Below are 21,059 nucleotides of genomic sequence, written 5' to 3' on the forward strand. Positions count from 1 at the left end.
GGTCCCCGCTCCGTTCCGCCCCCGCCCCGCCCCTGCTCAGCCCGCTGCGATGCCCAAGTGACGTCGCAGGAAGTCGAGTTGATGCAGCAGTAGCTTCTCGAACAGGTTCTCGTCCGAAGGCGCGTGTCCGGTGTCCGGCAGCAACAGCACCTCGTGCGGCCGTCCGGCGGCGAGCAGTTCGGCGGACAGTCGTAGGGTGTTCGCCGGGAACACGTTGTCGTCGGCCAGGCCGTGCACCAGCAGCAGCGGTCGGCTCAGTTGCGCCGCCTCGGCCAACGGCGAGCAGGCGGCGTAGCGTTCGGGATATTCGTCGGGTCGGCCGAGGAATCGTTCCCGCCAGTGCGTGTCGTACAGCCGCTGATCGCTGACACCGGCCCCGGCGATCGCCGCGTGGAACACGTCGGGACGACGCAGCACCGCGGCCATCGCGAACATCGCGCCGAACGACCAACCCCGGACGGCGACCCTGGTCGCATCCAACTCCGTTCGATTGCGCAGGACTTCGGCCAGCGCGGCCACCTGGTCGGCGAGTACCGGTCCGAGGATGTCGCCGGCCACCTCGCGCTCCCATGCGGGACCGCGCCCGGGGGTGCCGCGGCCGTCGGTGATCAGCACCGCGAAACCCTGCTCGGCGAACCACTGCGACACGAAGGTCATCGGGCCCTGTTGGGCGGTGACCCGCTGGAGGGCCGGGCCCGCGTACGGGTCGACCAGCACGGGCAGCGGCGGCGCACCCCGGCGGTACCACGAGGGCAGCAGCAACTGGGTGTGCAGGTTGCGCTCGGTCGTGGTGAATCGGGTGGCGTACAACCGCAGGACCGGGTCGTGTGCCGACGAGCGCACGGGGACGGCGAGTCGGCCCGGGCGCAGGGCCGCGGTACGCGCCCCGGGCCGGTCGGGGGTGCGCGCGGTGTGGATCAGGGTCCCGGCGCGGCGGACGGCGCTGTGTACGCCGGGTTCGGTGTCCAGGCGGCGTGCCTCGGTGCCCGGTCGCCAGGTCCAGAGTTGTGCCTCGGTCGGTTCGGCGGAGGCGCCGAACAGCACGTCGTCGCCGTCCACCCCGAACACCTCGCGGACGTGCAGCCCCGGCGGGGTGATCGGGACGCCGTCCAGGGTCAGCCGTCGGGTGCCGTCCGCGTCGTTGTGTGCGACGAGTGCGCCGGACCAGGTACGCACCGGCGTACCGGGCAACAGGTGTACCCAGTGCGGGTCGTGCTGCTCGGCGAGCGGCCGGGTGCGGCCGGTCGTCGGATCCACGGCCAGGGTGCGGACGGTGCGCTGGTCGCGGCTCTGCACCGCCGCGAACGGGCCGTGGGAATCCCAGTCGGCAGCGGTGAGGTACTCGAACTCCCGGGGATCCCAAGACACTTGCGTGTGCTTTCCGGCGAGCGTGACGACCCGCAGGGTGACCCGGGCGTTGGCGCCGCCGGCCACGGGATAGCGCACCGTACGCGGCGGCGAGGCCGGGCGGGTCGGGTCCGACACGTGCCAGACCGGCACTTCGCTCTCGTCCACCCTGGCCACCAGCAGTCGGGCGCCGTCCGGGGCCCACCAGTAGCCGCGCGATCGGCCGATCGACGCGGTCGCCGCGTACTCGGCGACACCGAACCGCACATGGGCGCCGTCGGGCTCGGCGAGCGCCCGGTCGTTCGTCCCGGCAACGTCGATTACGCGCAACGCGCCGTCGGCGAGGTAGCCGACCCGTCGGCCGGTCGGGTCCGGCCGGGGGTCGAGCACCGGGCCCTCCACGGGCAGCCGCCGGGTCCGGCCGGAAGCGACCTCGACCACCCACAGGCCGCCGGGCAGCACGAACGCGGCGAGGCCGGCCGCGTCGTCGACGGCGTAGCCGGTGATCCCGGACGCTCCGGCCGGCCCGGGCAGCGCGGTCGGATCCACGACCAGCCGCTCCGTCGCCGAGTCCAGGTCCAGGTGCCACAGACAACCGACCGGGTCGTCACCGGATCGACTGCGCAGGAACAACACCGAGGTGCCGTCCGGGGACACGGTGAAGGCCGTGGGGACACCGGCGGAGAAACGCCGGGTCCGTACGAACTGGCGGGGCAACTCGATCGTCGACATGCGGCTCAGGCTGAACCCGGCCGCCCGGTCCCTCCACTGTTTCGCGGAGCAGCGAAACCTCGGCGTCGGAGCGGGGCATCGGGGCAGCGCGGCAGCGCGGCGCATGGGCAGACGCGACCGACCGACCCACCGCCGCCCGGCCACCCGACCGACCGCCGCTCGTCGGCCGCCACGTCTTCGACATGACGGACGGTTGGGACGGGAAGCCTCCGGGCGGGATCGACCACGTGGTCGTCGTGACGCACCGGCCGGAGCCCGAGGGCTGGGACCCCGAGGCGCCGTTTCACTTCGTCGACGGCATCGAGGCAGGAGTGACCAAGGCGCAGGAGCTTGCGGGTGACCGTTTGGTCGAGGTCGCCGCCGGCGACGTCGGTGGCCAGGCGCTTGCCGCGGGCCTGATCGACGAGGTGCGCATGGACGTCGTACCCGTCGTGTTCGGGTCCGGCCAGCACTACTTCGGGGCGGTCCGGGCGCAGCACCTGTTGGAGGATCCCGACGTGGTGATTCAGGGCGACCGGGTGCTTCACCTGCGCCATCGGGTGCGCCGTTGACCGATCCGGGCGGGGGCGACGGGCGTTCCACGGGAGAGCGCCCGCCGCCCGGAGCGAAGCCCGGTGAACTCGGGGCCGGGGCCCGGGCGGAGGCCCGTGCCGTCGCCGGCCCGGAGCCCCCGCGCGGCTTCAGCTCGTGAGGCCGCCCATCAGCGAGGTCACCGCGGTGCCGAGAGCGTCGGCGGCCTCGGCGCCTGTGTCGGTGCCGGTGCCGGTGCCCGTGCCGGCGCCGCCGGCGACCGGAGCCGTCCCGTCCGGCGTGGTGAGTGTGATGTCCTGTCCGGGGCCGGCGTTGGCGACCGGCACGGCCAGCGCCGCGGCGCCCGCGGTCAGCAGGACGGTGGCGAGAATGCGTCGAGTGTGCGTCATGCCATCCTCAACGGCGAGACCGCCTCTTGGGCACGCCCTGTCACCCGCCCGGTCCCGCCCACGCCCGGCCCGGCCGGTCCGCCCATCCGCTCAGTCGGCCCGCCGCGCCTCGATCAAGAATCGGGTCGAGTGTGCGACGAACGGGCCGTCCCGTTGGATGAGTTCGTGCAGCTCGCGGAGCCGGTCCCGGTAGGCGGCCACGGTGAAGCCGGGCACCATCCAGATCACCTTGCGCAGGAAATAGACGACCGCACCGATGTCGAAGAATTCCATCCGCAACCGTTCCAGGCGCAGATCCACGATCTCCAGTCCCGCCGCCCGCGCGTCGGCGCTCTCGGTCTCGGGCCGGCGGCCCTCGCGCGCCTCGGGTTGTGGCCCGAGGAAGTACTCGACCAGCTCGAACACCGAGGCGGGACCCACGTGTTGTGCGAAGTACGTGCCGCCGGGGCGGAGCACGCGGGCGATCTCGGCCCACCACACCGTCGCCGGATGCCGGCTGGTGACCAGGTCGAACGCGGCGTCGGCGAACGGCAGCGGCGGCTCGTCCGGATCCGCGACCACGACCGCGCCGAGCGGGTGCAGCAGTCGGGTCGCCTTGGCCACGTTCGGCGGCCACGACTCGGTGGCGACCATGGTGGCCGGCAACTTCGGCGCGCCCGCCAGCACCTCGCCGCCGCCGGTCTGGATGTCCAGCGCGGCCGACACACCGGCCAGCCGCTCACCCATCAGCCGCTGATAGCCCCATGAGGGGCGTGCTTCGGTGGCCCGCCCGGCCAGCCAGGAGAAGTCCCAGCCGTCCACGGAGACCGACTCGGCCTCGGCCAACAGATCTTCGAACGTGCGTGACATAACCGAATCATTACCGCGAACCGGCGGCTTCGCCAAACGGGTTTCACCCGCCTTTCGAACCACCGGACCGGCCATGACCTGGGTAAATGCGCGGTGTGGGCGGGTCGCGCCGCCGGCCGGGAAGCGCACCCGCCCCGCGTCCGTGCGCCGTCGACCCGGCGGTGCCGATCGGGTGGAACACCCTGCCGGGCCGACCGCACACCGTGCTCTAGCCGACGAACTCCCGGTCCCCGTAGTGGACCGTGGCCTTGGACCAATCGCCGCCCAGGGTGCCGACGAAGCGCTCGACCAGGGCCGCGTCCGCACGGTCGGCGACCAGTATCAGCTTGCCGCCGCGCACGGTGACCGAGCCGCCGAACAGATGCTCGCGCGCCTCGGCATCGGCGACCAGACCGTCGTGCAGGCGCTGTACGTCCACGCCCGGCACCTCGACCTCGATCGCATCCGCCCGCGGCGAGTCGATGCGCAGGTATTCGAAGGTCAGTACCGACTCCTGGGCGAAGCGCTTGCGCAGCACCTCCGCGACATGGTTGAGCCCGGCGGCGTCTATGTCGTCGACGTCGAATTCGCGCGAGCGTTCATAGGTGGTGTTCTGTAGCTCGCCGGACCAGAACACGCCGTCGAGCAGCGAGGACTTCTCCGGATCGGCGCCGTGTGCGCGGATGATCGCGCGCACCTCGCAGGCGAAGCCGTTCAGCCGGGTGTTCAGTCGCGGGTCGTCGGGATCGCTGATCACCGCGGTGTTGTTCGTGACGAAGATCTCCGCCTCCGGCAGGTGCCGGCGGGTGTGTCCGGGCGACGCGTCGGCCGCGCACGACGGGCTGTGCGGACCGGCGGCGACCGCGGTCTGGGCGCCGCCGGCGCCGATGGTGATGCCGAAGGCGAGGACGAGGGCGGCAGGCCAACGCTTCATCGAGTTCCCCCTGGGAGTGGTGGTGGTACCGAACGACTATGGTGCCGAACCACCTCGGCGCCGAACGACACCGGTGCCGAAACGGCGGTAGTACTTCGGCGCCGCGCCGCCTCATGTCCGGGCGTCGGCGCGTTCCGCTCGGCTTCGTGTCCGGGCGTCGGCGTGTTCCGCCCCGCCTCATGTCCGGGCGTCGGCGCGTTCCGCTCGGAAGATGGTGAACAACACCCGCAGGACCAGGACGCAACTGACCACCAGCAGGTTGTAGCCGATCACCTGGTACAGCCCCACGCTGTCGCTCACCTGCGGGCCGCCCTCGGTGCCGAGCAGCAGCACGGCCATGATCCCGGCGGTCGCGCCGAGCACCGTCAGCAGCGTGCGGTTCAGCATGGACGTGAGCACCCGGCGGTCGCGTTCGTCGGCCAGGAGTCGCACGTTGACCCCGAGTCGGCCCTCCTCCAGCGCCCCGGTCACTCGTTCGAAGCGACGTGGCAGCCGACGCAACACCGGTAGCAGGTGCAGGAGTTCGCTCGTGGCCGCGTCCCGCAGACCGGTCGGCTCCAACGTTTCCGTGACGTGCTTGGTCGCATAACCGCGCGCCTCGGCGAAGATGTCGAAGCCCGGTTCGATGTCGGTCAGCGTGCCCTCGACCGTGGCGAGCGCCCGGAAGACGGCCGCGATCTCCGGCGCGACCGTCAGTTCGAACGCGGACACCAGCCGGAACAGGTCGGTGAACATGGCCAGATCCGGCGCCAGTCCCGCACTGAGATGGCGGGCCATGAACTGGCCGAGCGCCCGCTGAAGCCGCTGTTCGTCCAGTTCCGCCGGCCGGGTCACCACCTGGAGCAGCGCATCCGACATCGCGGCCGGATCGGCCTGCCCGAGCGCGAGCAGCAACTCCTGGAGTCCGGACCGCAACTGCGCGTCGATCCGGCCCACCGAGCCGAAGTCGAGCAGGGCCAGCCGACCGTCGCCGAGCAGCATGATGTTGCCCGGGTGCGGGTCGGCGTGGAAGATCCCGTCGAACATGATCTGTCGAAGCAGCTCGCCCAGCAGGATGCGCGCCAACTCGTTCCGGTCGACCCCACGTTCGTCCAGGGTCGCCGCGGCGGTGCCCAGCGGTATGCCGTCCAGCCAGCCGAGCACCAGCACCCGTGCGGTGCTCAGTTCGGGATGCAGGCGCGGCAGGACCAGGCTCGCATGCCGCCGCCCGACCCCGGCGGCGGTCACCGCGCTCGTATTGCGTGCCTCGATCCGGAAGTCCAACTCCTCGCGCAGCGCCACCGCGAAGCCGTCGGCGAGCTCGACCAGACCCAGCGCGTGCCCCCACGTGGTGCGCCGGTCCAGGCTCGCCGCGAGCCGCGCCAGGATGTCCAGGTCCCGCTCGACGATCGGGCCGATCCCCGGGCGCTGCACCTTGACCACCACCTCGCCGCCGGAGCGCAGCCGGGCCCGATGGACCTGCGCGATCGACGCGGCCGCGAGCGGCTCCGGGTCGAATTCGGCGAACACCTCGGTCACCGGTGCGCCCAACTCGGCGGTGAGGACCCGTTCCACCTCCGCCCACGGCGCGGGCGCGACCCGATGTTGGAGCAGTGCCAGCGCGTCCACGAACTCGACCGGCAGCAGGTCGCGGCGGGTGGACAGGACCTGCCCGAGCTTGACGAAGGTCACCCCACCGTCCTGGAGCGCCTCCTGCAACGACCGGGCCAGACCGGCCCGCCGACTCGTGCGATCGGCCCGACGGCCGCGCAGATACGGCCCGAGTCCGTGTCGGGCGGCGATCCGGCTGATCTGCGAATAGCGGCGCCCGCGGGCCAGGCGCCGGCGCAGTCCGCGGGCGAACTCGACCGTGCCCGGCCACGATCCGCTCGGCACGAGTGCCTCGATGACCACGATGAAGGTCATCGCGGCGAGCAGTGCCACACCGAGCGTGACGGTCATGAAGACGCCGGGATTGTGCCGCTGAATGCTCCCGCCGAGCGCCCAGGACACCACGAGTCCGAGCAACCCCGCGGCCAGCGTGCGCCGCGTGCCCACCGGCAGCCCGAGCAATCGCCGTGCACCCCAGGCCAGTCCGAGGGTGAGCAACAGCGCGGTGAGCGCGGTGGCCACCCACAACACACCCGCGCTCACCGGGGGCTCGGCCGTACTCAGCACGGATTCCACCCCCGGCACGAACCGAGCGCGACGTGCGCGCCGTCGGACCGCGACATTGCTTGCGACATGCCGATGAGACCTTCCCCGAGTGATCGCACACACGTGCGCAGGAGAACCTATCGTCCGGGCCGGAAGCGGCGGCGCATCCGATGCCGCCGCGAGCAGGCCCGACGGGCCGGCCTGCCGGGCTGATCGGGCAACGCACGCCCGGCCCGCGGCCCGCCCGCCGCCCGGGACATGCACCAGGGCACCGCCGGGACGTCGGTCTCGGCGGTGCCCCGGTCGTCGCGCGGCGGTCGGGTCGCTACGCGTCAGTCCTTGCGGACGGAGACGTTCTCCGCCTGCGGGCCCTTGGGGCCCTGGACGACATCGAACTCGACCAGGTCGTTCTCCTCCAGCTGCCGGAAGCCCACGCCCTGGATGGCCGAGAAGTGCACGAACACGTCCGGGCCGCGGTCGTCCTGCTCGATGAAGCCGAAGCCCTTGTCCGCGTTGAACCACTTCACCTTGCCTGTAGCCATCGATACATTCCTTCACCTGATGCCACGACGTGTCGTGAAGGACGCGCCGACCGGAGCCTTGTCGCGACTGCGGCCCCCGAGATTTCCCGTCCCGCCACCGGCGAAACACCCCGTGCCGGCGGCGGCGGACCGGGCACGCCCCGCCCGGTCCGCCGGATTTCACTCGTTCGCCCGGTGGCCGGGCCTGTTCAGGGGCGCCGGCCCGCCGAGCGCCGGCCGGCGGCCTCGTCGAGCAGGTAGGCCGGGCTCTCCGTACTTTCGTCGTGCTCGTCGTAGTAGCGGTGGTAGACCGGCGTCAGGCCGCCGGAGACCGGGGGCACGATCCAGCTCCAGTCCGCCGGACACGTGCGGCCCGCCTCCGCCTCGCGTTCGACGTGCCGGAGGAAGCGGTCGGATTCGGTGTGGTGGTCGGTGATGGTCGCACCGGCCGCGTCGAACGAGTGCAGTACGGCGCGGTTGAGTTCGATCAAGGCCCGGTCCCGCCACAGGGTGCGTTCGCTGGAGGTGTCCAGGCCGAACAGGGCGGCGATCGCCGGGAGCATGTCGTAGCGGTCCGCGTCGACCAGGTTGCGGGCGCCGATCTCGGTGCCCATGTACCAGCCGTTGAACGGCGCCGCGCTGTAGGAGACGCCGCCGATCTCCAGTCGCATGTTGGAGATCGCCGGGATCGCGTGCCAGCGCAGGCCCAGGGTGGCGAAGCCGGGGTGTTCGGGGTGGGTGAGCGCGATTTCGCGGATCGCGTCCGGCGGCAGCGCGTACGCGCGGAGTCGGCCGTCCGCGCTCTCGATGATCAGCGGCAACGGGTCGAAGTCGGTGCCCGCGCCGCGCCAGCCGAGTTCGCCGGCAAGTTCGGTGATGCCCAGGTTGCGGCCATCGCCCACGAGCGCGCCATCGGCCCGGCGGTAGCCGGCGTAGCGGATCAACTGCTCGTTCCAGATCCGTACCCTCGGCCCGGTGGGGGCGTCGGGCGCGAATACCGTGATCGTCGGCCGGATTCGGCCGCCGCGCCAGGTCTCGCGCAGGTGTCCGGCGCACTGGGCGGCCACTTCCTCGGGGCGGCTCACATGCCGGCGGTCCCGGACGACCAGGCTGTTCCAGTACAACCGGCCGATGCAGCGGGCCGAGTTGCGCCAGGCGGCCCGGGCGCCCCAGACGAGTTCGGCCGAGGTGTGGATGTAGGTGCCGGTTTCGCGGATCTGCTCGACGATCTCACGCCGGCGAGTGTCCCGATCCTCCGGCGACCTGGTCTCCTGATGGAATCGATCGAGGAACGCGAGGGCCCGGGCGGGGTCCACGGCGCCTTCGGGAGTGACCTCGGGAGGGGCGGACGGGGGCTGCTGGGCGGGGATTTGCGGGTGGTGTGGCACGGGACACGACGGCTGGTCGCCGCGGATCCGGGTGATGCTGTGCTCGGTCAACGCTCTCCTGGGAACCGGCTCGGCGCTGCGACCGGGGTCGCGGGAGCCTGTTTCGGGTCTGGTGGGGGTACGAGCCGGCGACGGCTCGCGGGTCAGCCCGGCGCATCCGCGGGCACCGGGGCGGACGGTTGGGCCGCGTCGTCGGCGGAATACGCGCCGACGACCGGGTCGTGGTGGATCTGTCGCTTGCTCAGGCCGAGTCGGCGCAGCACCCGGGCGCTGTCCAGCACCATCGCGGGTGGTCCGCTCAGGTACGCGTCGCAGTCGTAACGCGGCCCGTACTCCCGGACCACGTCGGAGACCCCTCCGCTGATCCCGGCCAGGGTCAGGTCGTCCAGCGCCGGTCGCACGCGCAGCCAGGACACCCGCTGGGACAGCCGCAGCAGATCCTCCAGGCCGTACAGCCCGCTGTGCGCGCTCGCCCCGTAGAACAGGTCGACGAATCGATCGGTGCCGTAGTAGGCCAGTTCCTCGACCATCGCCTTCAGCGGCGCCAGTCCGGTACCGCCCGCCACGCACAACACCGGATTGGGCGCCAGGTGATCCACGACCATCTCGCCCATTGCGGCGCCCAGTTTGACGCGGTCGCCCGGTTTGGCCTTGTGGACCAGGGCGTTGCTGACCCAGCCCGCGGGCACCGAGCGCACGTGGAAGGTGAGCAGGCCGTTCGGGTCGGGCGCGTTGGCGATCGAGTACGCCCGCCATACGCGCGGCCACCACGGGGTTTCCAGGAAGGTGTATTGGCCCGCCCGGTAGGGGAACGGGATGTCGGGGCGCACCGTGACCACGGCGATGTCGTCGGCGGGCTTCTCGTGCGAGACGATTTCCGCGGCCCAGTGTGGGGGGTTGGTCAGGGCGTCCTCGTCGGCCGCGCCGATCATGATGCCCGCGGCGGCGCCGTACGCGCGTGTCCAGGCGTCCTGTACCGCATCGTTCCAGGTTTCGCCGCTGAATCGGGCGAGGGCGGCGACCAGGCATTCGCCGACCAGGTCGTAGTGCTCGGCGATGACATCGAACTTGCGATGGTCTCGGCCGAGTTGACCGAGGAATCCGGTCAGCGCCGGTGCGTTGTCCAGGTCGCCGACGATGCGGATCAGCGCGTTCAGCAGACGGTCGCGCTGGACGTCCATCGCCGGGGGGAACAGGTCGCGCAGGTCGGGACGGCGCAGGAACAGCAGTGCGTAGAAGTGGGACGTGACATCCGCGGCCTGGGGGGCGATGACCGCGAGATTCTGTCGGATGATTTCTGCGTCTTGAGATTCCAAAATCGGCCCATCGGTAGCCCTTCCGCATGAGGGTTGTCCGGCCGGCTCCGTCGAGAGTCCTTCGCGGAACACCGGCGGCCGGAACACGATCATGGGGTTGTCGTACCGACGTCAAGTCGAAGGCCCGGTTCCGGTTATGGATCGACAGAAGTCCCCTTTGCGACTGTTGGCGGCATTCGACCGGACACTCTCCGCAGCCATACGCTTACGTATGGCTCTCGAATTGCCTGATGGGAGCGCGAATTCAAGCCGATGCGTTCCACGCTCGACGGCCGTGCCGGATGACCCGACGGGCCCGGCGCGCGGCAGGGGAGGCTGCTCGGCCGCGGCCCGGACGCATCGGGCGCCGGCGAGCACAGTGCTCGGCCCGAGACGACGACGAGGACGGCTCCCCGGGACCGCGATTTCCGTCGACGGGCCGACTGCCGTCGGTCGGAGCACCCCTTGCGCACCGGCCGGCGCTGGGGTTGGATGCGGTGGTTCTCGGCCCGCGGTCCTGGGTCCTCGGTCCTCGGTTTTCGATACGGGCCTGCCGGCTCGATGCCGGTAGGTCGGATCGAGCCGCCCCGAGATCAGCCGAAGGTGATCTCGTCGTGCGCCCGAGCCAGGAATCGGTAGCCGGCGCCGTTGGCCTTGATGCCGGCGCGCTCGTCCTCGGTGAGCTCGCGCTTGATCCGGCCCGGTACGCCGGCGACCAGGACGCCGGGCGGTACACGCATGCCCTGGGGCACCACGGCACCGGCGGCGATCAGGGCGCCCGCACCGATGTGGGCGCCGTTGAGGACCGTGGAGTTCATGCCGACCAGGACATCGTCCTCGATCGTGCAGCCGTGCAGCACCGCGTTGTGGCCGACGGACACACGCGCGCCGATCACGGTCGGGAAGTCCGGGTCGCTGTGCACGGTGCAGTTGTCCTGGATGTTGGTGTCCGGGCCCACCGCGATCGATTCGGCGTCGCCGCGCAACACCGCGCCGTACCAGATGCTCGCGCCGGCGGCGAGGGTGACGGCGCCGACGACGGTCGCGTTCGCGGCGACGAATGCGGCGGGATCGATCTGCGGCTCGTGCCCGCCCACGGCGGCGATCAGCGGGTTCGTCATGGTCCTCCTCGTCGGTGGGTGGACCCTGGCAGGTCCGTCGCGACCGCACTCTAGGGCCTGCGACTCGGGCGTCGGGCAGCCGAGAAGGGGGACGGGAGCTGCCGGGGCCGGGCGAGGGTGGCGGGGACGGACTGCCGGGTGGGCGGGCGGGGATGCGGGCTGCGGGCCGCGGGGGCAGGGCAGGGGCCGGGTGGGGTGTTTCGAGGCCGGGGCCCGGGGCGGGTCGGGCGCCTGGTTGCCGTGTGCCGGGCGTGCCGCCCGGTTCGGGTGGGCCGTTGTGGTGTGGGCATACTGGCGGGATGGTCGATGCGCAGGGGTTGGCGGGGATGGGGGCCGAGCGGCTTCGGGCCATGTGTCTGGACTTCAACGGAGCCGTGGAAGAGTTTCCGTTCGGCCGGAATCCGGACCTGTCGACGTTCAAGGTGGGCGGGAAGATCTTCGCGTTCTCGACGCTGACCGAACCGCGGCCGTTGCGGGTGAGCCTGAAGTGCGACCCGGAACTCGCGATCCGGCTGCGCGCCGAACACCCGGCGATCGCTCCCGGCTACCACCTGAGCAAGCGGCACTGGAACACCGTGACACTGGACGGCTCGCTGCCGGAGACGATGGTGCGGGACCTGATCGAGGACTCCTACGACCTCGTCGTCGCCCAACTGCCCAAGCTGCAACGGTTGAAGCTGGACTGGCCGGGACAACAGCCGGAACAGGCCTAGCCGCCCCGGCCGGCCGGGGTCGATCGGGCCGACGCGGCCGACCGCCGGGTGGATTCGGCCGGTCCGGGTGGCGAGACACCCGGAACCGACGGCCATGGCGCCGGACGGCCGGCTCCGTTACGCTCCGCCGCCATTGCCACCGCCACCGCCGGCGTGCTTGGGCATGGTCGTCGCCCACCTGGGCTCGGGCCACTTCGCGCAGATCACCGCGGCAGTCGAACACGTGGGCTTCGACGCGATGTTGACCCCGGTCGACGCAGGTCGGCCCCGACCCCTGGATTGTCTGCTCGGTGCCGATCGAGCGAATCGGCACGCCACGCCGACGAGTTCGTCCGGTCCGATCGGTTGCACTCGGAGGAGGCGTACCGGGTCGGCGTACGCGTCGTCTCGCCGACTCGGTCCGGCACGATCCCGGCCGCGCGTTCCGTCCGACGAGCCGGGCGGACACGCCGGTCGAACTCGCGCCGGGCACGGCGCAGGGCCGCCCGCCCGCGCCCTCTCGGCCGCGCGGCCGACCGACCGACGCCGCCCGTGAGCCGGCCCGTCTCGGCACCGGATTCGCCTGCCCGATCGGCCTCCGCGCGTCCGTGACCACCGGTGCGGCCCCGGGCGGGCCGATCGGCCCGGGCACGACCATTCGGGTGATTCCGAACCGCCCGTCGACCCGGTCCGCACGTGGTCGCCGCCGCCGATTCGGTCCGAGCCTGCCGGTGGCCCCGTTCGGCATCGACGAGGGATCACGCTGCGCTACCGGACCGGCGCAACAGTCCGAGGAGACGGTCGGCGGGTCGGCTCCCGAGCCCCGATCCGCCCGGCACGCCGCGGAATCGGGCCCCGGCCTGCTCGACGCGTCCCATCCGGCCACGGAATCCGTTCCGGCAGGCCCGTACGCGCCCTGTCCCGGTGCGGGATTCCGTCCTCGACCGCCCCGGCGCACCGGACGGGGAGCCGGATTGCGCCGGTGAGCCCGTCCCCCTACGAACCACCGCGAACCACCGCCGACCACTGCGGATCCCGGATCCGCCGGGTGCCGGCGTCACACGCCAGCGCCCGCCGCCGAGTCCGCCGTCGGGTGGCGCGGATGTGCTTCGGGGCGTTGCGGATTCCGCATTCGGCGGGCTGTGCGTGGCCGAAATCGGCCCGGAACGCCTCGACGCGCTCGACGTGCGCCGACCCGGCCCGTGCCCGGACCGGACGGCTCGCGCCTCGACCCGTCGCGAAATCGAGGATTCGTCCGGATCGGCCGCGATTTCCCCGACGCCCGCGGAGGATCCGGTGCGGCGAAGGGCGGATCCACAGCGACGAAGGGCGGATTCAGGGCGGACCCCGGGCGGATCGACCCGATTCGGCCCCTCCACCGGCCCGCCGACGCCCCTGTGGGCCCTCCCGATCGGCCGCCGGCGGTCGCGGAATCCGCTTTCGGCGGCCCTGATCCGCCCCGGGCGCCCGCCCGGATCCGGCTTCGCCGGTCCGCTTTCCCGTGTTCCGGCCTCGGATCGGCCCTTCCGGCGGGCGGATTTCGCGGGCGCGAGCCCCCGGGCGGCCCGATTTCGCGTCTTCGGGCCCGGGTCGGCCCGCTGACGGCCGGAATTGCCACGGCCGGGGCTGTGATCGGGCCCGGTTCGGGAGCCCGGAGTCGTCGTTGTACGGGTCGGTGTGCGGCCCCGACATACCGCCCGCCCGGTCGCCGCCGACGCCCATTACTGGGCATTCGTGCACGTCAACGGCCCTGTGCCGGCTCCGCGGTGTCGGAGATCGAGGGTCGATTCCGCCTTCGGACGGGGGCCGGTCGCCATGCGCCGGCCGGGGCCGCACGGAGTGTCGGGCGGTCGATCGATTGCGGGTCGGATTCGATGAGTTGCCGGCGGCTCGGGGCGCGGATCACGTCCACGGACGGACGTTGCCACGCCGAATGTGCGAAATCCGTTCGGCGGAAGCTCGCGTCGGCGAGTATTTCCCGATTACCGCACCTGCGGAGACCGTCGCCGGGCCACGGGGGAAGCTCGTCCGGAGTGCCTCGGGCCTTGCGCCACAAGGGGAAACCGCCCCTCGGTGGGTCAACATCGGGACCGGACAGGAGGATTTGTCGAGCGTTTCGCGGATCCCCGCGTGGGCTCTCGTCGTTGATCCAAGGGGGTGTTTCGGGCGCGTCTTTGCCGCGGTTCGAAATGCCCCCCGTGTGACGGAGAGTTACAGTCATGGAAATGGGTACTGGCGCAACGGCGTTCGACCCGATCGGTCGGATGGTCCGGCCGGTCGAAACGATCGGTACCCCCGCACCACGAAAGGCATCTCATGAACAAGGCACAACTCGTCGAAGCCATCGCCGACAAGCTCGGCGGCCGGGCTGCGGCCGAGGAAGCGGTCGACGCGGTCCTGGACACCATCATCCGTTCGGTCGTCGCCGGGGACCGCGTCTCGGTCACCGGCTTCGGCTCGTTCGAGAAGGTCGAGCGCGCCGCCCGGTACGCCCGTAACCCCCAGACGGGCGAACGGGTTCGGGTGAAGAAGACCTCGGTGCCGCGCTTCCGCCCGGGCCAGGGCTTCAAGGACCTCACCGGCGGCACCAAGAAGCTGACCCGTGGCGAGACCGCGATCAAGAAGGCTTCGCCGGGCACGGTGACCGGCGGCACCACCGTCGCCGGCAAGAAGGCCGCGGCCAAGAAGACGACCGCGAAGAAGGCCACGGCCAAGAAGGCCCCCGCCAAGAAGGCGACCACCCGGGGCACCACTGCGGCGAAGACCGCCGCGCCGGCCCGCAAGACCACGGCGAAGAAGGCCGTCGCCAAGACGACCGCCGCCAAGAAGACCACCGCCGCGAAGTCGACGGCGGCCAAGAAGACCACCGCGAAGAAGACGACCGCGAAGTCCACGGCGGCCAAGAAGACCACTGCCAAGAAGACGCCCACCACGCGCAGCGCGCCCGGTCGCAAGACGGCCGGCGCCAAGCGCGCGACGGGCGCTCGCACCGCCAATCGCGCCTGAGGACCACCCGGTCGGATGCGATGGTCGGACCGCCCGTGCGGGGCGGTCCGACCGGGGTGCCGGGTCGGAACGCCCCGAGGGTCCCGCCGGAGCGTTCCGACGGCGGACCGACCGGCACACGCGTCGTGCCGCCGATCGCCCCGCCGTGCGTCGGAGATCCGCCGGATCACGCCGGCGACAACGGGGCCGCCACGGCCCGGGCCCGCCCCGCGTGCCTTCCTGCCCCCACGCCGACCCGCCCCGTGCCACCCGGGTGCTTCGCGCCTTGCCTGCCCCGCGCCCACCATGGGCCCCGGGCCCGCTCCACGCGACCTCGCCCGGACCCTCGGCTTCCGCCGCTGGCCGCCGCTCAGCCCCCGTTCAACTCGCCGACGATCGATGCCGGGCTGTGCCCGCTCCCGTCGGATTGCCGATGGAAGTCCACCGCGACGAAGTTCGGATTCCGCCCCGCCGCCGTCGCGCACTGTTGTGCGATGCGATTGCGCAGCTTGGTCCCGTTGTCCAGGGCGGCGGTCCCGATCGTCGGCACATTACGGAAGTGGCTCATCGCGAACAACCGGCGAAAGCCCGGTTCGGTCCGGTTCAGCGGGATGTCGGACCATCGGCTGGTGCAGGCCAGATCGTTGCCCAGGTCACCCAGGCTCCAGTAGTTCTGCACCGTCCAGTCCCGGTCGTACATCACACCCAGACCCTCCTTGCCGGGCTTGTCGGAGAACAGCAGCAGGCGCTTGTCCGCGGTGACCATGTCCGCCACCCTGGGCCAGCCGTTGTTCCGCACGCCGGCGGTGTCCGGCCGAAACAGCAGATCGGGCAGGCCGGGCACCTGCTCCAGGGACCGGCGGAGCCGGTCGGTGTCGACGTAGTCCTCCAGGAACACGGTGACCACCTCCAGCGGATTCGCCTTCAGGAAGTCGACCACCGTCCGCATCGTCCCGGCGAGGCTCTGCCGAGGCAGCGCATAGGTCACCCCCGCGAACGCCTTGCAGTCCCCGTGACACAGGTACACGTCGCTCGGGTAGCAGTCGCTGCCGAAACTGATGATGCACAGGCCGGTGCTGTGCTCGTACCAGTGCGTGTCGAGCATCAGCCCGCGTACGCCCCGGTCCAACTGCCCGCGCACCGACTCGGACTGGTTGACCGAGGACCAGCGCGAGTCCTCGTAGTTGGTGAACGAGTTGTGCGTGGTCAACGAAGTGACCTGGTCGAGCCGGTCGTTGCCCCAGCGTTGCTCCGCGGCGGTGAGGGGTGCCGCGGTGGCCGTGCCGGGGAGGGTCGAGGGGACGAGGGCGGCCAGGAGCGCGAGCACCACGATCAGGAGGCCACGTCCGGGCCGGCCGAAGGAGCGCAACCTGCTGCGGGATCGGGGTCGTTCCCGGGATCCGGGGAAGGCGGCCGGTGTGCCGCTGGAAGAGTCCATGGCAGGGGAACGTACTCGCAACCGGCCGCGTTTTGACCCCCGTCGACCGCCCGGCCGGAATCACGCCACCAGGAGCGCCTGATCCCAGCCGGCCACCACGCGACCCTCCGCGTACGCGTCCAGGGCGAGCGCGACACCCGCCGCGCCCTCCAGGAACGCCGGTACGTCCACGCCCTGCGGGACGCGGGTCATCGTCGAGCGGAAGCCGAAACGGTACTCGTCGCGATACTGCGCCAACACCAGCGCGGCCAACTCGTCCCGAACGGCGGGCAGTCGGGCATCGTCCAGGTGTTCGCCCAGCAGGCCGAGCAGGTGCAGCAGCCCGCCCCAGCCGTGACACAGCGCCGGATCGTCGATGCCCCAGTCCGCGACCGGCGTGTCGAGCAGGCCGGTGAGCGAACGGCGGGTGAGCTCGTGCCAGTCGGGCCGGTCGAGGGCGAGCGCCGCCAACTGCACCGCACGGGAGACCCCGGGGGCGCCGTAGCACCAGGACGGGCGCTGCGCCGGGGCACCCGGGTCGGGTGCGGTCGCCCACTGCTCCAGGGTTCGAAAAGCCGGCCACCACAGGGCATCGCCGGTCGGGACGGCGCACTCGGCGAGCAGCGCCACCAGTTGTTCGATCGCGGCGCGCTGCCCCGGTACCCGTACCTCCGCACGCCAGGCCAGCGCGAGCAGCGCCAGCGGTCCGGCGATCCCATGCGACAGGCCCAGGTTGAGATGGCCGGCGGGCATCTCCACCTCCTGGCCCAGTTTGGGCGCGGCCAGGGTCCACCAGCGCGGCACCCGCCGGCCCCGATGCAGGATCTCGCCCTCGGCCAGCCCGACCAGATAGGACAGCACCATCCGCAACTCGTCGCCGTCGGCGTCGCGGGCCAGCAGGTAGCGGCCGACTCCGCTCAGCCCGCGGACGGCCTCGAACTCGCCGTTGGTGGTGAGCGGCGTGTTGGTGCGCGGGCGCGGCAGCGTCGCCCGGACCACCCGGCGCTGGTGCTCGTCCATGCGGGCCAGGGCGTTCACATACCCGCCGGTCGCGCGGTGGGCGACAAGCGTGGCGAACGCGACCGAGCCCGGCCCGGTGAAGATGCCGGCCGCCGGAAAACGCTCCGCGGCCAGTACCTCCATCGCCCTGGCCAGGTGCGCGTGCGCGCGGGCGGCGTGCTCGGGCCCGCTCGGGGTGCTGCCGCTGAAGGCCAGGGAGACGCCCGGGAATCCGCTGGACAGCGACAGGTCCACCCACAGCGGTTGGTCGTCGCCGTCCCAGGACATCTCCGCCAGGACGGCGGTGTCCGCGGCGACCGCGGCCGGGTCGGCGAGCCGCTCCAAAACCCGCGCCACCATCGCCCGCGCCCGGTCGGCGAAACGGGGCTCGGTGGGTGCGCCGACCGTGGTCGTCGTCGTGCCGTCCTGCGCCTGCTCAGCCATCCCGCTCGTTCCTCTCCCGGTCGTCCGCGCCCTCGCCGGTCCCGGAACCGGCGCCGGCGGTCCCGGGGCCGGTGGTGCCGGACTCCGCCGCCCCGGGCCGTCCCGGGGCGTGCGCGAGCCGGCCCAGGTGGTCGCTCGCGATCCCGCGCAGGAGGGCGTAACCGCGCTGTTCGCCCGCCCGGTCGATGCCGAGCAGTCGGTTGTGCTGCATGTGCAACAGGCCGAGCACGGCGTTCTCGTGCGCGGCACCGGCCGGTCGGCGGCCCGCGTCGGACAACACGATCGCGCCGTACGCGCGGCCGTACTCCGGCCGCGTCCACAACCGGGCCAGCGCCGGGACGCCCAGCCGTTCGCCGACCGCCGCGGCGGTGTGTCCGGGCCGGATCAGCTCCCGGATCAGCGCCCGATGTCGGCGGAACGCGCTCTGGTCCGGGTCCTTGACGAACGCGTACCGCACCCACGAGGGCCAGTCCCAGTCGCCCAGACTCTCCAGGAGCAGTGCGTGGTTGACCGCGATCAGCACCTCGTCCGGCACCGCGAGCGCACCGCTTGCGCGCAGACGCAGTTGGGCGATCGCCGACCTGCTGTCCAGGGTGAACAGGCGCTCCGCCGCGGCCAGTGCGTTCGGCCGCCCGCCGTAGCGCCGGGTCTCCGGCTCGTACACGTCGAGTGCCATCGTGCGGATCGCACCCACGTCGCGCATGGCCCGTACATGCCGGGCCAGTTCGGGCAGCACCCGGTCGCGCAGCGAGGCCGGGGCGCCGTGCAGGCGGATCCTGATGTGCGGGTCCGGGTCCAGGTATCGGATGAAGAACCAGCGGTCGACGTGCTCGCCGACGTCGGCGAGCAGCGCGGGCAGGTGCACCCGGAGCAGTTCGTCGTGGGTGTCCGGCGTCGCGTACAGCTTCGCGAACAACCAGTCCTCGCCCGGCAGATGGTAGGCGGCGGCGGACTCGACGACGGGTTCGGGCACGGCCGGGGCGGTCGAGGGCAGCGCCCGAGCCGTGGCGCGGCGGGTCAGCGGGACCACCACCTCGGTGCTGTGCCCGTGCGCCCAGCCGAAGCCGCGGCCGTCCTCGCTCAGGTCCTCCAGCAGCGCGATCCGGCCCCGGCGCACCTCGTGGCGCAGCAGCGTGCGGTGCCAGGGCAGGGCCAGATCCACGCCGTACACCCGGTCCCAGTGCACCACCTGGACCCGGTCCGGCACGCCGTAGCGGTCGCTCCATTCGCGCAGCGCGCGGTCGAACTCGGGTGGGTCCTCGGCCGCCGCGCACATCGCGCGGTCCGGGGTCCAGCGTTTGGGTGCGGCGACGACCCGGCCGAAGGTCACCCTCGGCAGCAGCGGCAGCGCCTCCAGGCCGGTCCAGTCCCATCCGGTCCAGGTCCGGGACCGGCCGAAGACGATGTCCACCATCAGCCGGACCACCTTGGGCGCCTCGCGATCGAGCGCCAGCATGTGCGGCACCACGGGCATCACCCGCTGCCCGGTCCGGGGCAGGATCAGGTGCAGACCGGCCGGGCCCACTCCCACGAGCAACTCGCGCCAGTCCAGGCAGTGCGGGTCGCGCCGATCGGCGTACACCCCGACCGGGATCTCGTGCGGCAGCAGGCGCGGTACCTGGATCATGTTCAGCGCGCGAGCGGTGTGCGGCCGGAACGAGATCTGGGCGGGTACCGCGTCGGCATCCGCCGCGGCCGCCACCAATTCGGCCAACTCGACGCTGCCGTCCGTGAGTTCGGCGAAGCGCCCGGCCATCGAGCCGGCCACCCAGGAGCCCGCGTGCGCAGTGCCGACCAGCGTGAAGCGGCCCTGGTCCAGTGCGGCGGCGTCGGGCGCCAGGAGTTGGAAGCACAGGTCGAGCGAGTTCGGCGGCGCGGCGGGTTCGCCGCCCTCGGACTGCGCGGTCCCGGCAAGCAGTTCGATCAGGTCCGGGGTGAGCCGCAGTTCACGGTCCTCGCGCAGCAGCGCCTGCTGGACCAGTTCGGCGACCAGCACCCGCCGGTCGCGGCCGGGTCGGTAGCCGCTCGTGGGTTGTTCGCCCGGCGCCAGGCGGTCGCCGTAGCCGGTCGGGAAGCCCAGGCCGCGGTGCGGGTCCACGAGTTCGGCCAGCGGGACGGTTCGGGTGGTGCCGTACCGCTCGATGAACCGATTTCGGTAGTCGCGCATGTGTTCGTGGGTGACCCACGCGTCCGACAGCGTCCACATCGCGTCGGCGTAGGCGCTCGCCTCCTCGCCCACGGCTCGGGGCAGGGTGACTTCGGCGTCCATCCGCAGGTCCACCTGCACGGGCGGACGGGCGGCGTCCGCGTGCGGATCGACCAGTGCCATCAACCGGTGCCACGGCTCGGTGCCCTCGCCCGGCCGGGCCTTCTCGTATTCGCGCACCGCACTGCGGGTGGCCCGGAACTCGGCTGCGACGGCGGGCAGTTCCTCGACGGCGGCATCGATGCGATCGAGCAGTGCGTCGTCGAGCCGGTGCGGGGTGATCGAGCTGAGCAGGAAGCCGTGTCGCAGCAGTTGCGCCACCGAGGCGTCGAGCCGGTCGCGGGGTGCGCCGGGGAACGCCTCGGCGGCTCGGTCGAGCAGCGTCCGGTACGGGACGGGGTGCGGTGCGGCCGCGCGGATGTGCGCGACCAGTGGGCTGTGCCGCACCGAGATCTCCCGTTCGGGACCGGACAACACGAGCCGGTCGCCGCGTACCCGACACAGATCGTTGAGCACCACGTCGACGCGCCGGCGGACCTCGGGCGCGGCGAGCCAGGCCCGGATCTGCTCGTCCAGCCGGCCGGCGTCCGGGCGGACCGCCTTGGTGCCGGGGCCGTGCACCCGCACTCGTGCGGATGTTCCCAGGTGGGCGGTGGTCACGCCGGCGAACAGGCCGAACGGGGTCGGCCGGCCGCTCATCCGCAGCGCGTACCGGGTCACCGACAGCGCGGTGCCGGTCAGCCGCTTCGCGCCGAGGTCCACGCCCGCGTCGAGCCGATCCAGGGCGGCGGACAGGCTGCCGCTGGCGACCCGTACCGCCTCGCGCAGCAGCGGGTCGGCGATGATCCGGCGCAGCCCCTCGGCGGTGTGCGCGTGGGCCGTGTCCGGAGCCGATTCGGCGCGTCGGGGGTCGGTGTCGGAGCCGGTGCCGGCGCGCGGCACGCTCGCCATCCGCACGAAGACCGGGCCGGCCGGTTCGTATTGCTTGTCTCGCGCGTCGTCGCGTCCCGCGCCGGGACCGTCGACGTGCCCAGGATTCCGCTCGGAGTGTCGCACCGTGTTCCGCACCGACCCCATGCCCGTGTGACCGGCTC

At 72.2% G+C, this 21,059-nt stretch carries 14 protein-coding genes and 1 pseudogene; 3 read left to right on the plus strand and 12 right to left on the minus strand.

The window, feature by feature from the left end:
* Positions 1 to 36: 36 nt before the first annotated feature.
* Complete coding sequence (locus ACIBM5_RS34615) at positions 37 to 2,079, minus strand: prolyl oligopeptidase family serine peptidase (protein WP_396010635.1); 2,043 nt, start codon at positions 2,077 to 2,079, stop codon at positions 37 to 39.
* Between the two features lie 158 nt (positions 2,080 to 2,237).
* Between ACIBM5_RS34615 and ACIBM5_RS34620 the strand changes: the two are divergent.
* Positions 2,238 to 2,630, plus strand: a pseudogene (locus ACIBM5_RS34620) (dihydrofolate reductase family protein); the annotation flags it as partial.
* A gap of 129 nt (positions 2,631 to 2,759) precedes the next feature.
* Here ACIBM5_RS34620 and ACIBM5_RS34625 read toward each other — a convergent pair.
* The 8 genes from ACIBM5_RS34625 to ACIBM5_RS34660 all read right to left on the minus strand — a co-directional run bounded on the left by ACIBM5_RS34625 (position 2,760) and on the right by ACIBM5_RS34660 (position 11,222).
* Positions 2,760 to 2,999, minus strand: coding sequence for a hypothetical protein (locus tag ACIBM5_RS34625; protein WP_396010636.1), 240 nt, complete (start codon positions 2,997 to 2,999; stop codon positions 2,760 to 2,762).
* Positions 3,000 to 3,089: 90 nt separating this feature from the next.
* Positions 3,090 to 3,848, minus strand: a complete 759-nt coding sequence (locus ACIBM5_RS34630) for a class I SAM-dependent methyltransferase (protein ID WP_396010637.1) — start codon at positions 3,846 to 3,848, stop codon at positions 3,090 to 3,092.
* Positions 3,849 to 4,056: 208 nt separating this feature from the next.
* Positions 4,057 to 4,761, minus strand: a complete 705-nt coding sequence (locus ACIBM5_RS34635; protein ID WP_396010638.1) for a hypothetical protein — start codon at positions 4,759 to 4,761, stop codon at positions 4,057 to 4,059.
* Positions 4,762 to 4,938: 177 nt separating this feature from the next.
* Positions 4,939 to 6,918 (minus strand): ABC1 kinase family protein, encoded by a 1,980-nt coding sequence (locus ACIBM5_RS34640; RefSeq protein WP_396010639.1) that lies wholly within the window; start codon positions 6,916 to 6,918, stop codon positions 4,939 to 4,941.
* A 311-nt stretch (positions 6,919 to 7,229) separates the two neighbouring features.
* On the minus strand, positions 7,230 to 7,439 hold the full coding sequence (locus ACIBM5_RS34645; protein WP_396010640.1) for a cold-shock protein: 210 nt from the start codon (positions 7,437 to 7,439) through the stop codon (positions 7,230 to 7,232).
* Between the two features lie 188 nt (positions 7,440 to 7,627).
* Positions 7,628 to 8,734, minus strand: coding sequence for a nitric oxide synthase oxygenase (locus ACIBM5_RS34650; protein WP_396010714.1), 1,107 nt, complete (start codon positions 8,732 to 8,734; stop codon positions 7,628 to 7,630).
* 215 nt (positions 8,735 to 8,949) lie between these two features.
* Positions 8,950 to 10,122 (minus strand): globin domain-containing protein, encoded by a 1,173-nt coding sequence (locus ACIBM5_RS34655; RefSeq protein ID WP_396010641.1) that lies wholly within the window; start codon positions 10,120 to 10,122, stop codon positions 8,950 to 8,952.
* Positions 10,123 to 10,694: 572 nt separating this feature from the next.
* Complete coding sequence (locus tag ACIBM5_RS34660) at positions 10,695 to 11,222, minus strand: gamma carbonic anhydrase family protein (protein WP_396010642.1); 528 nt, start codon at positions 11,220 to 11,222, stop codon at positions 10,695 to 10,697.
* A 326-nt stretch (positions 11,223 to 11,548) separates the two neighbouring features.
* Between ACIBM5_RS34660 and ACIBM5_RS34665 the strand changes: the two genes are divergently transcribed.
* Both ACIBM5_RS34665 and ACIBM5_RS34670 read left to right on the plus strand, forming a co-directional pair.
* Positions 11,549 to 11,935 carry an MmcQ/YjbR family DNA-binding protein gene (locus ACIBM5_RS34665; protein WP_396010715.1) on the plus strand — a complete coding sequence of 129 codons (387 nt, stop codon included), beginning with the start codon at positions 11,549 to 11,551 and terminating at the stop codon, positions 11,933 to 11,935.
* A gap of 2,295 nt (positions 11,936 to 14,230) precedes the next feature.
* Complete coding sequence (locus ACIBM5_RS34670; RefSeq protein ID WP_391585625.1) at positions 14,231 to 14,920, plus strand: HU family DNA-binding protein; 690 nt, start codon at positions 14,231 to 14,233, stop codon at positions 14,918 to 14,920.
* A gap of 349 nt (positions 14,921 to 15,269) precedes the next feature.
* Here ACIBM5_RS34670 and ACIBM5_RS34675 read toward each other — a convergent pair whose 3' ends face one another.
* The 3 genes from ACIBM5_RS34675 to ACIBM5_RS34685 are packed head-to-tail and all read right to left on the minus strand — an operon-like array spanning position 15,270 to position 21,021.
* A complete protein-coding gene (locus ACIBM5_RS34675; protein WP_396010645.1) occupies positions 15,270 to 16,337 on the minus strand; it encodes a PI-PLC domain-containing protein in 1,068 nt (355 codons plus the stop codon).
* Between the two features lie 60 nt (positions 16,338 to 16,397).
* Positions 16,398 to 17,759 (minus strand): lanthionine synthetase C family protein, encoded by a 1,362-nt coding sequence (locus ACIBM5_RS34680; RefSeq protein ID WP_396010646.1) that lies wholly within the window; start codon positions 17,757 to 17,759, stop codon positions 16,398 to 16,400.
* Positions 17,752 to 21,021 (minus strand): lantibiotic dehydratase, encoded by a 3,270-nt coding sequence (locus ACIBM5_RS34685; RefSeq protein WP_396010647.1) that lies wholly within the window; start codon positions 21,019 to 21,021, stop codon positions 17,752 to 17,754. The genes ACIBM5_RS34680 and ACIBM5_RS34685 overlap by 8 nt, the downstream gene beginning before the upstream one ends.
* Between the last annotated feature and the right edge of the window lie 38 nt (positions 21,022 to 21,059).

Origin of the sequence: Embleya sp. NPDC050493 (assembly GCF_044458105.1) — a bacterium.
GTDB lineage: Bacteria > Actinomycetota > Actinomycetes > Streptomycetales > Streptomycetaceae > Embleya.

What these genes read in the sequence shown, in the direction of transcription:
- ACIBM5_RS34625 (WP_396010636.1), bottom strand. Translation starts at nt 2,999, where the DNA reads ATGACGCACACTCGACGCATTCTCGCCACCGTCCTGCTGACCGCGGGC.
- ACIBM5_RS34630 (WP_396010637.1), bottom strand. Translation starts at nt 3,848, where the DNA reads ATGTCACGCACGTTCGAAGATCTGTTGGCCGAGGCCGAGTCGGTCTCC.
- ACIBM5_RS34660 (WP_396010642.1), bottom strand. Translation starts at nt 11,222, where the DNA reads ATGACGAACCCGCTGATCGCCGCCGTGGGCGGGCACGAGCCGCAGATC.
- ACIBM5_RS34670 (WP_391585625.1), top strand. Translation starts at nt 14,231, where the DNA reads ATGAACAAGGCACAACTCGTCGAAGCCATCGCCGACAAGCTCGGCGGC.
- ACIBM5_RS34680 (WP_396010646.1), bottom strand. Translation starts at nt 17,759, where the DNA reads ATGGCTGAGCAGGCGCAGGACGGCACGACGACGACCACGGTCGGCGCA.
- ACIBM5_RS34615 (WP_396010635.1), bottom strand. Translation starts at nt 2,079, where the DNA reads ATGTCGACGATCGAGTTGCCCCGCCAGTTCGTACGGACCCGGCGTTTC.
- ACIBM5_RS34675 (WP_396010645.1), bottom strand. Translation starts at nt 16,337, where the DNA reads ATGGACTCTTCCAGCGGCACACCGGCCGCCTTCCCCGGATCCCGGGAA.
- ACIBM5_RS34665 (WP_396010715.1), top strand. Translation starts at nt 11,549, where the DNA reads ATGGGGGCCGAGCGGCTTCGGGCCATGTGTCTGGACTTCAACGGAGCC.
- ACIBM5_RS34635 (WP_396010638.1), bottom strand. Translation starts at nt 4,761, where the DNA reads ATGAAGCGTTGGCCTGCCGCCCTCGTCCTCGCCTTCGGCATCACCATC.
- ACIBM5_RS34645 (WP_396010640.1), bottom strand. Translation starts at nt 7,439, where the DNA reads ATGGCTACAGGCAAGGTGAAGTGGTTCAACGCGGACAAGGGCTTCGGC.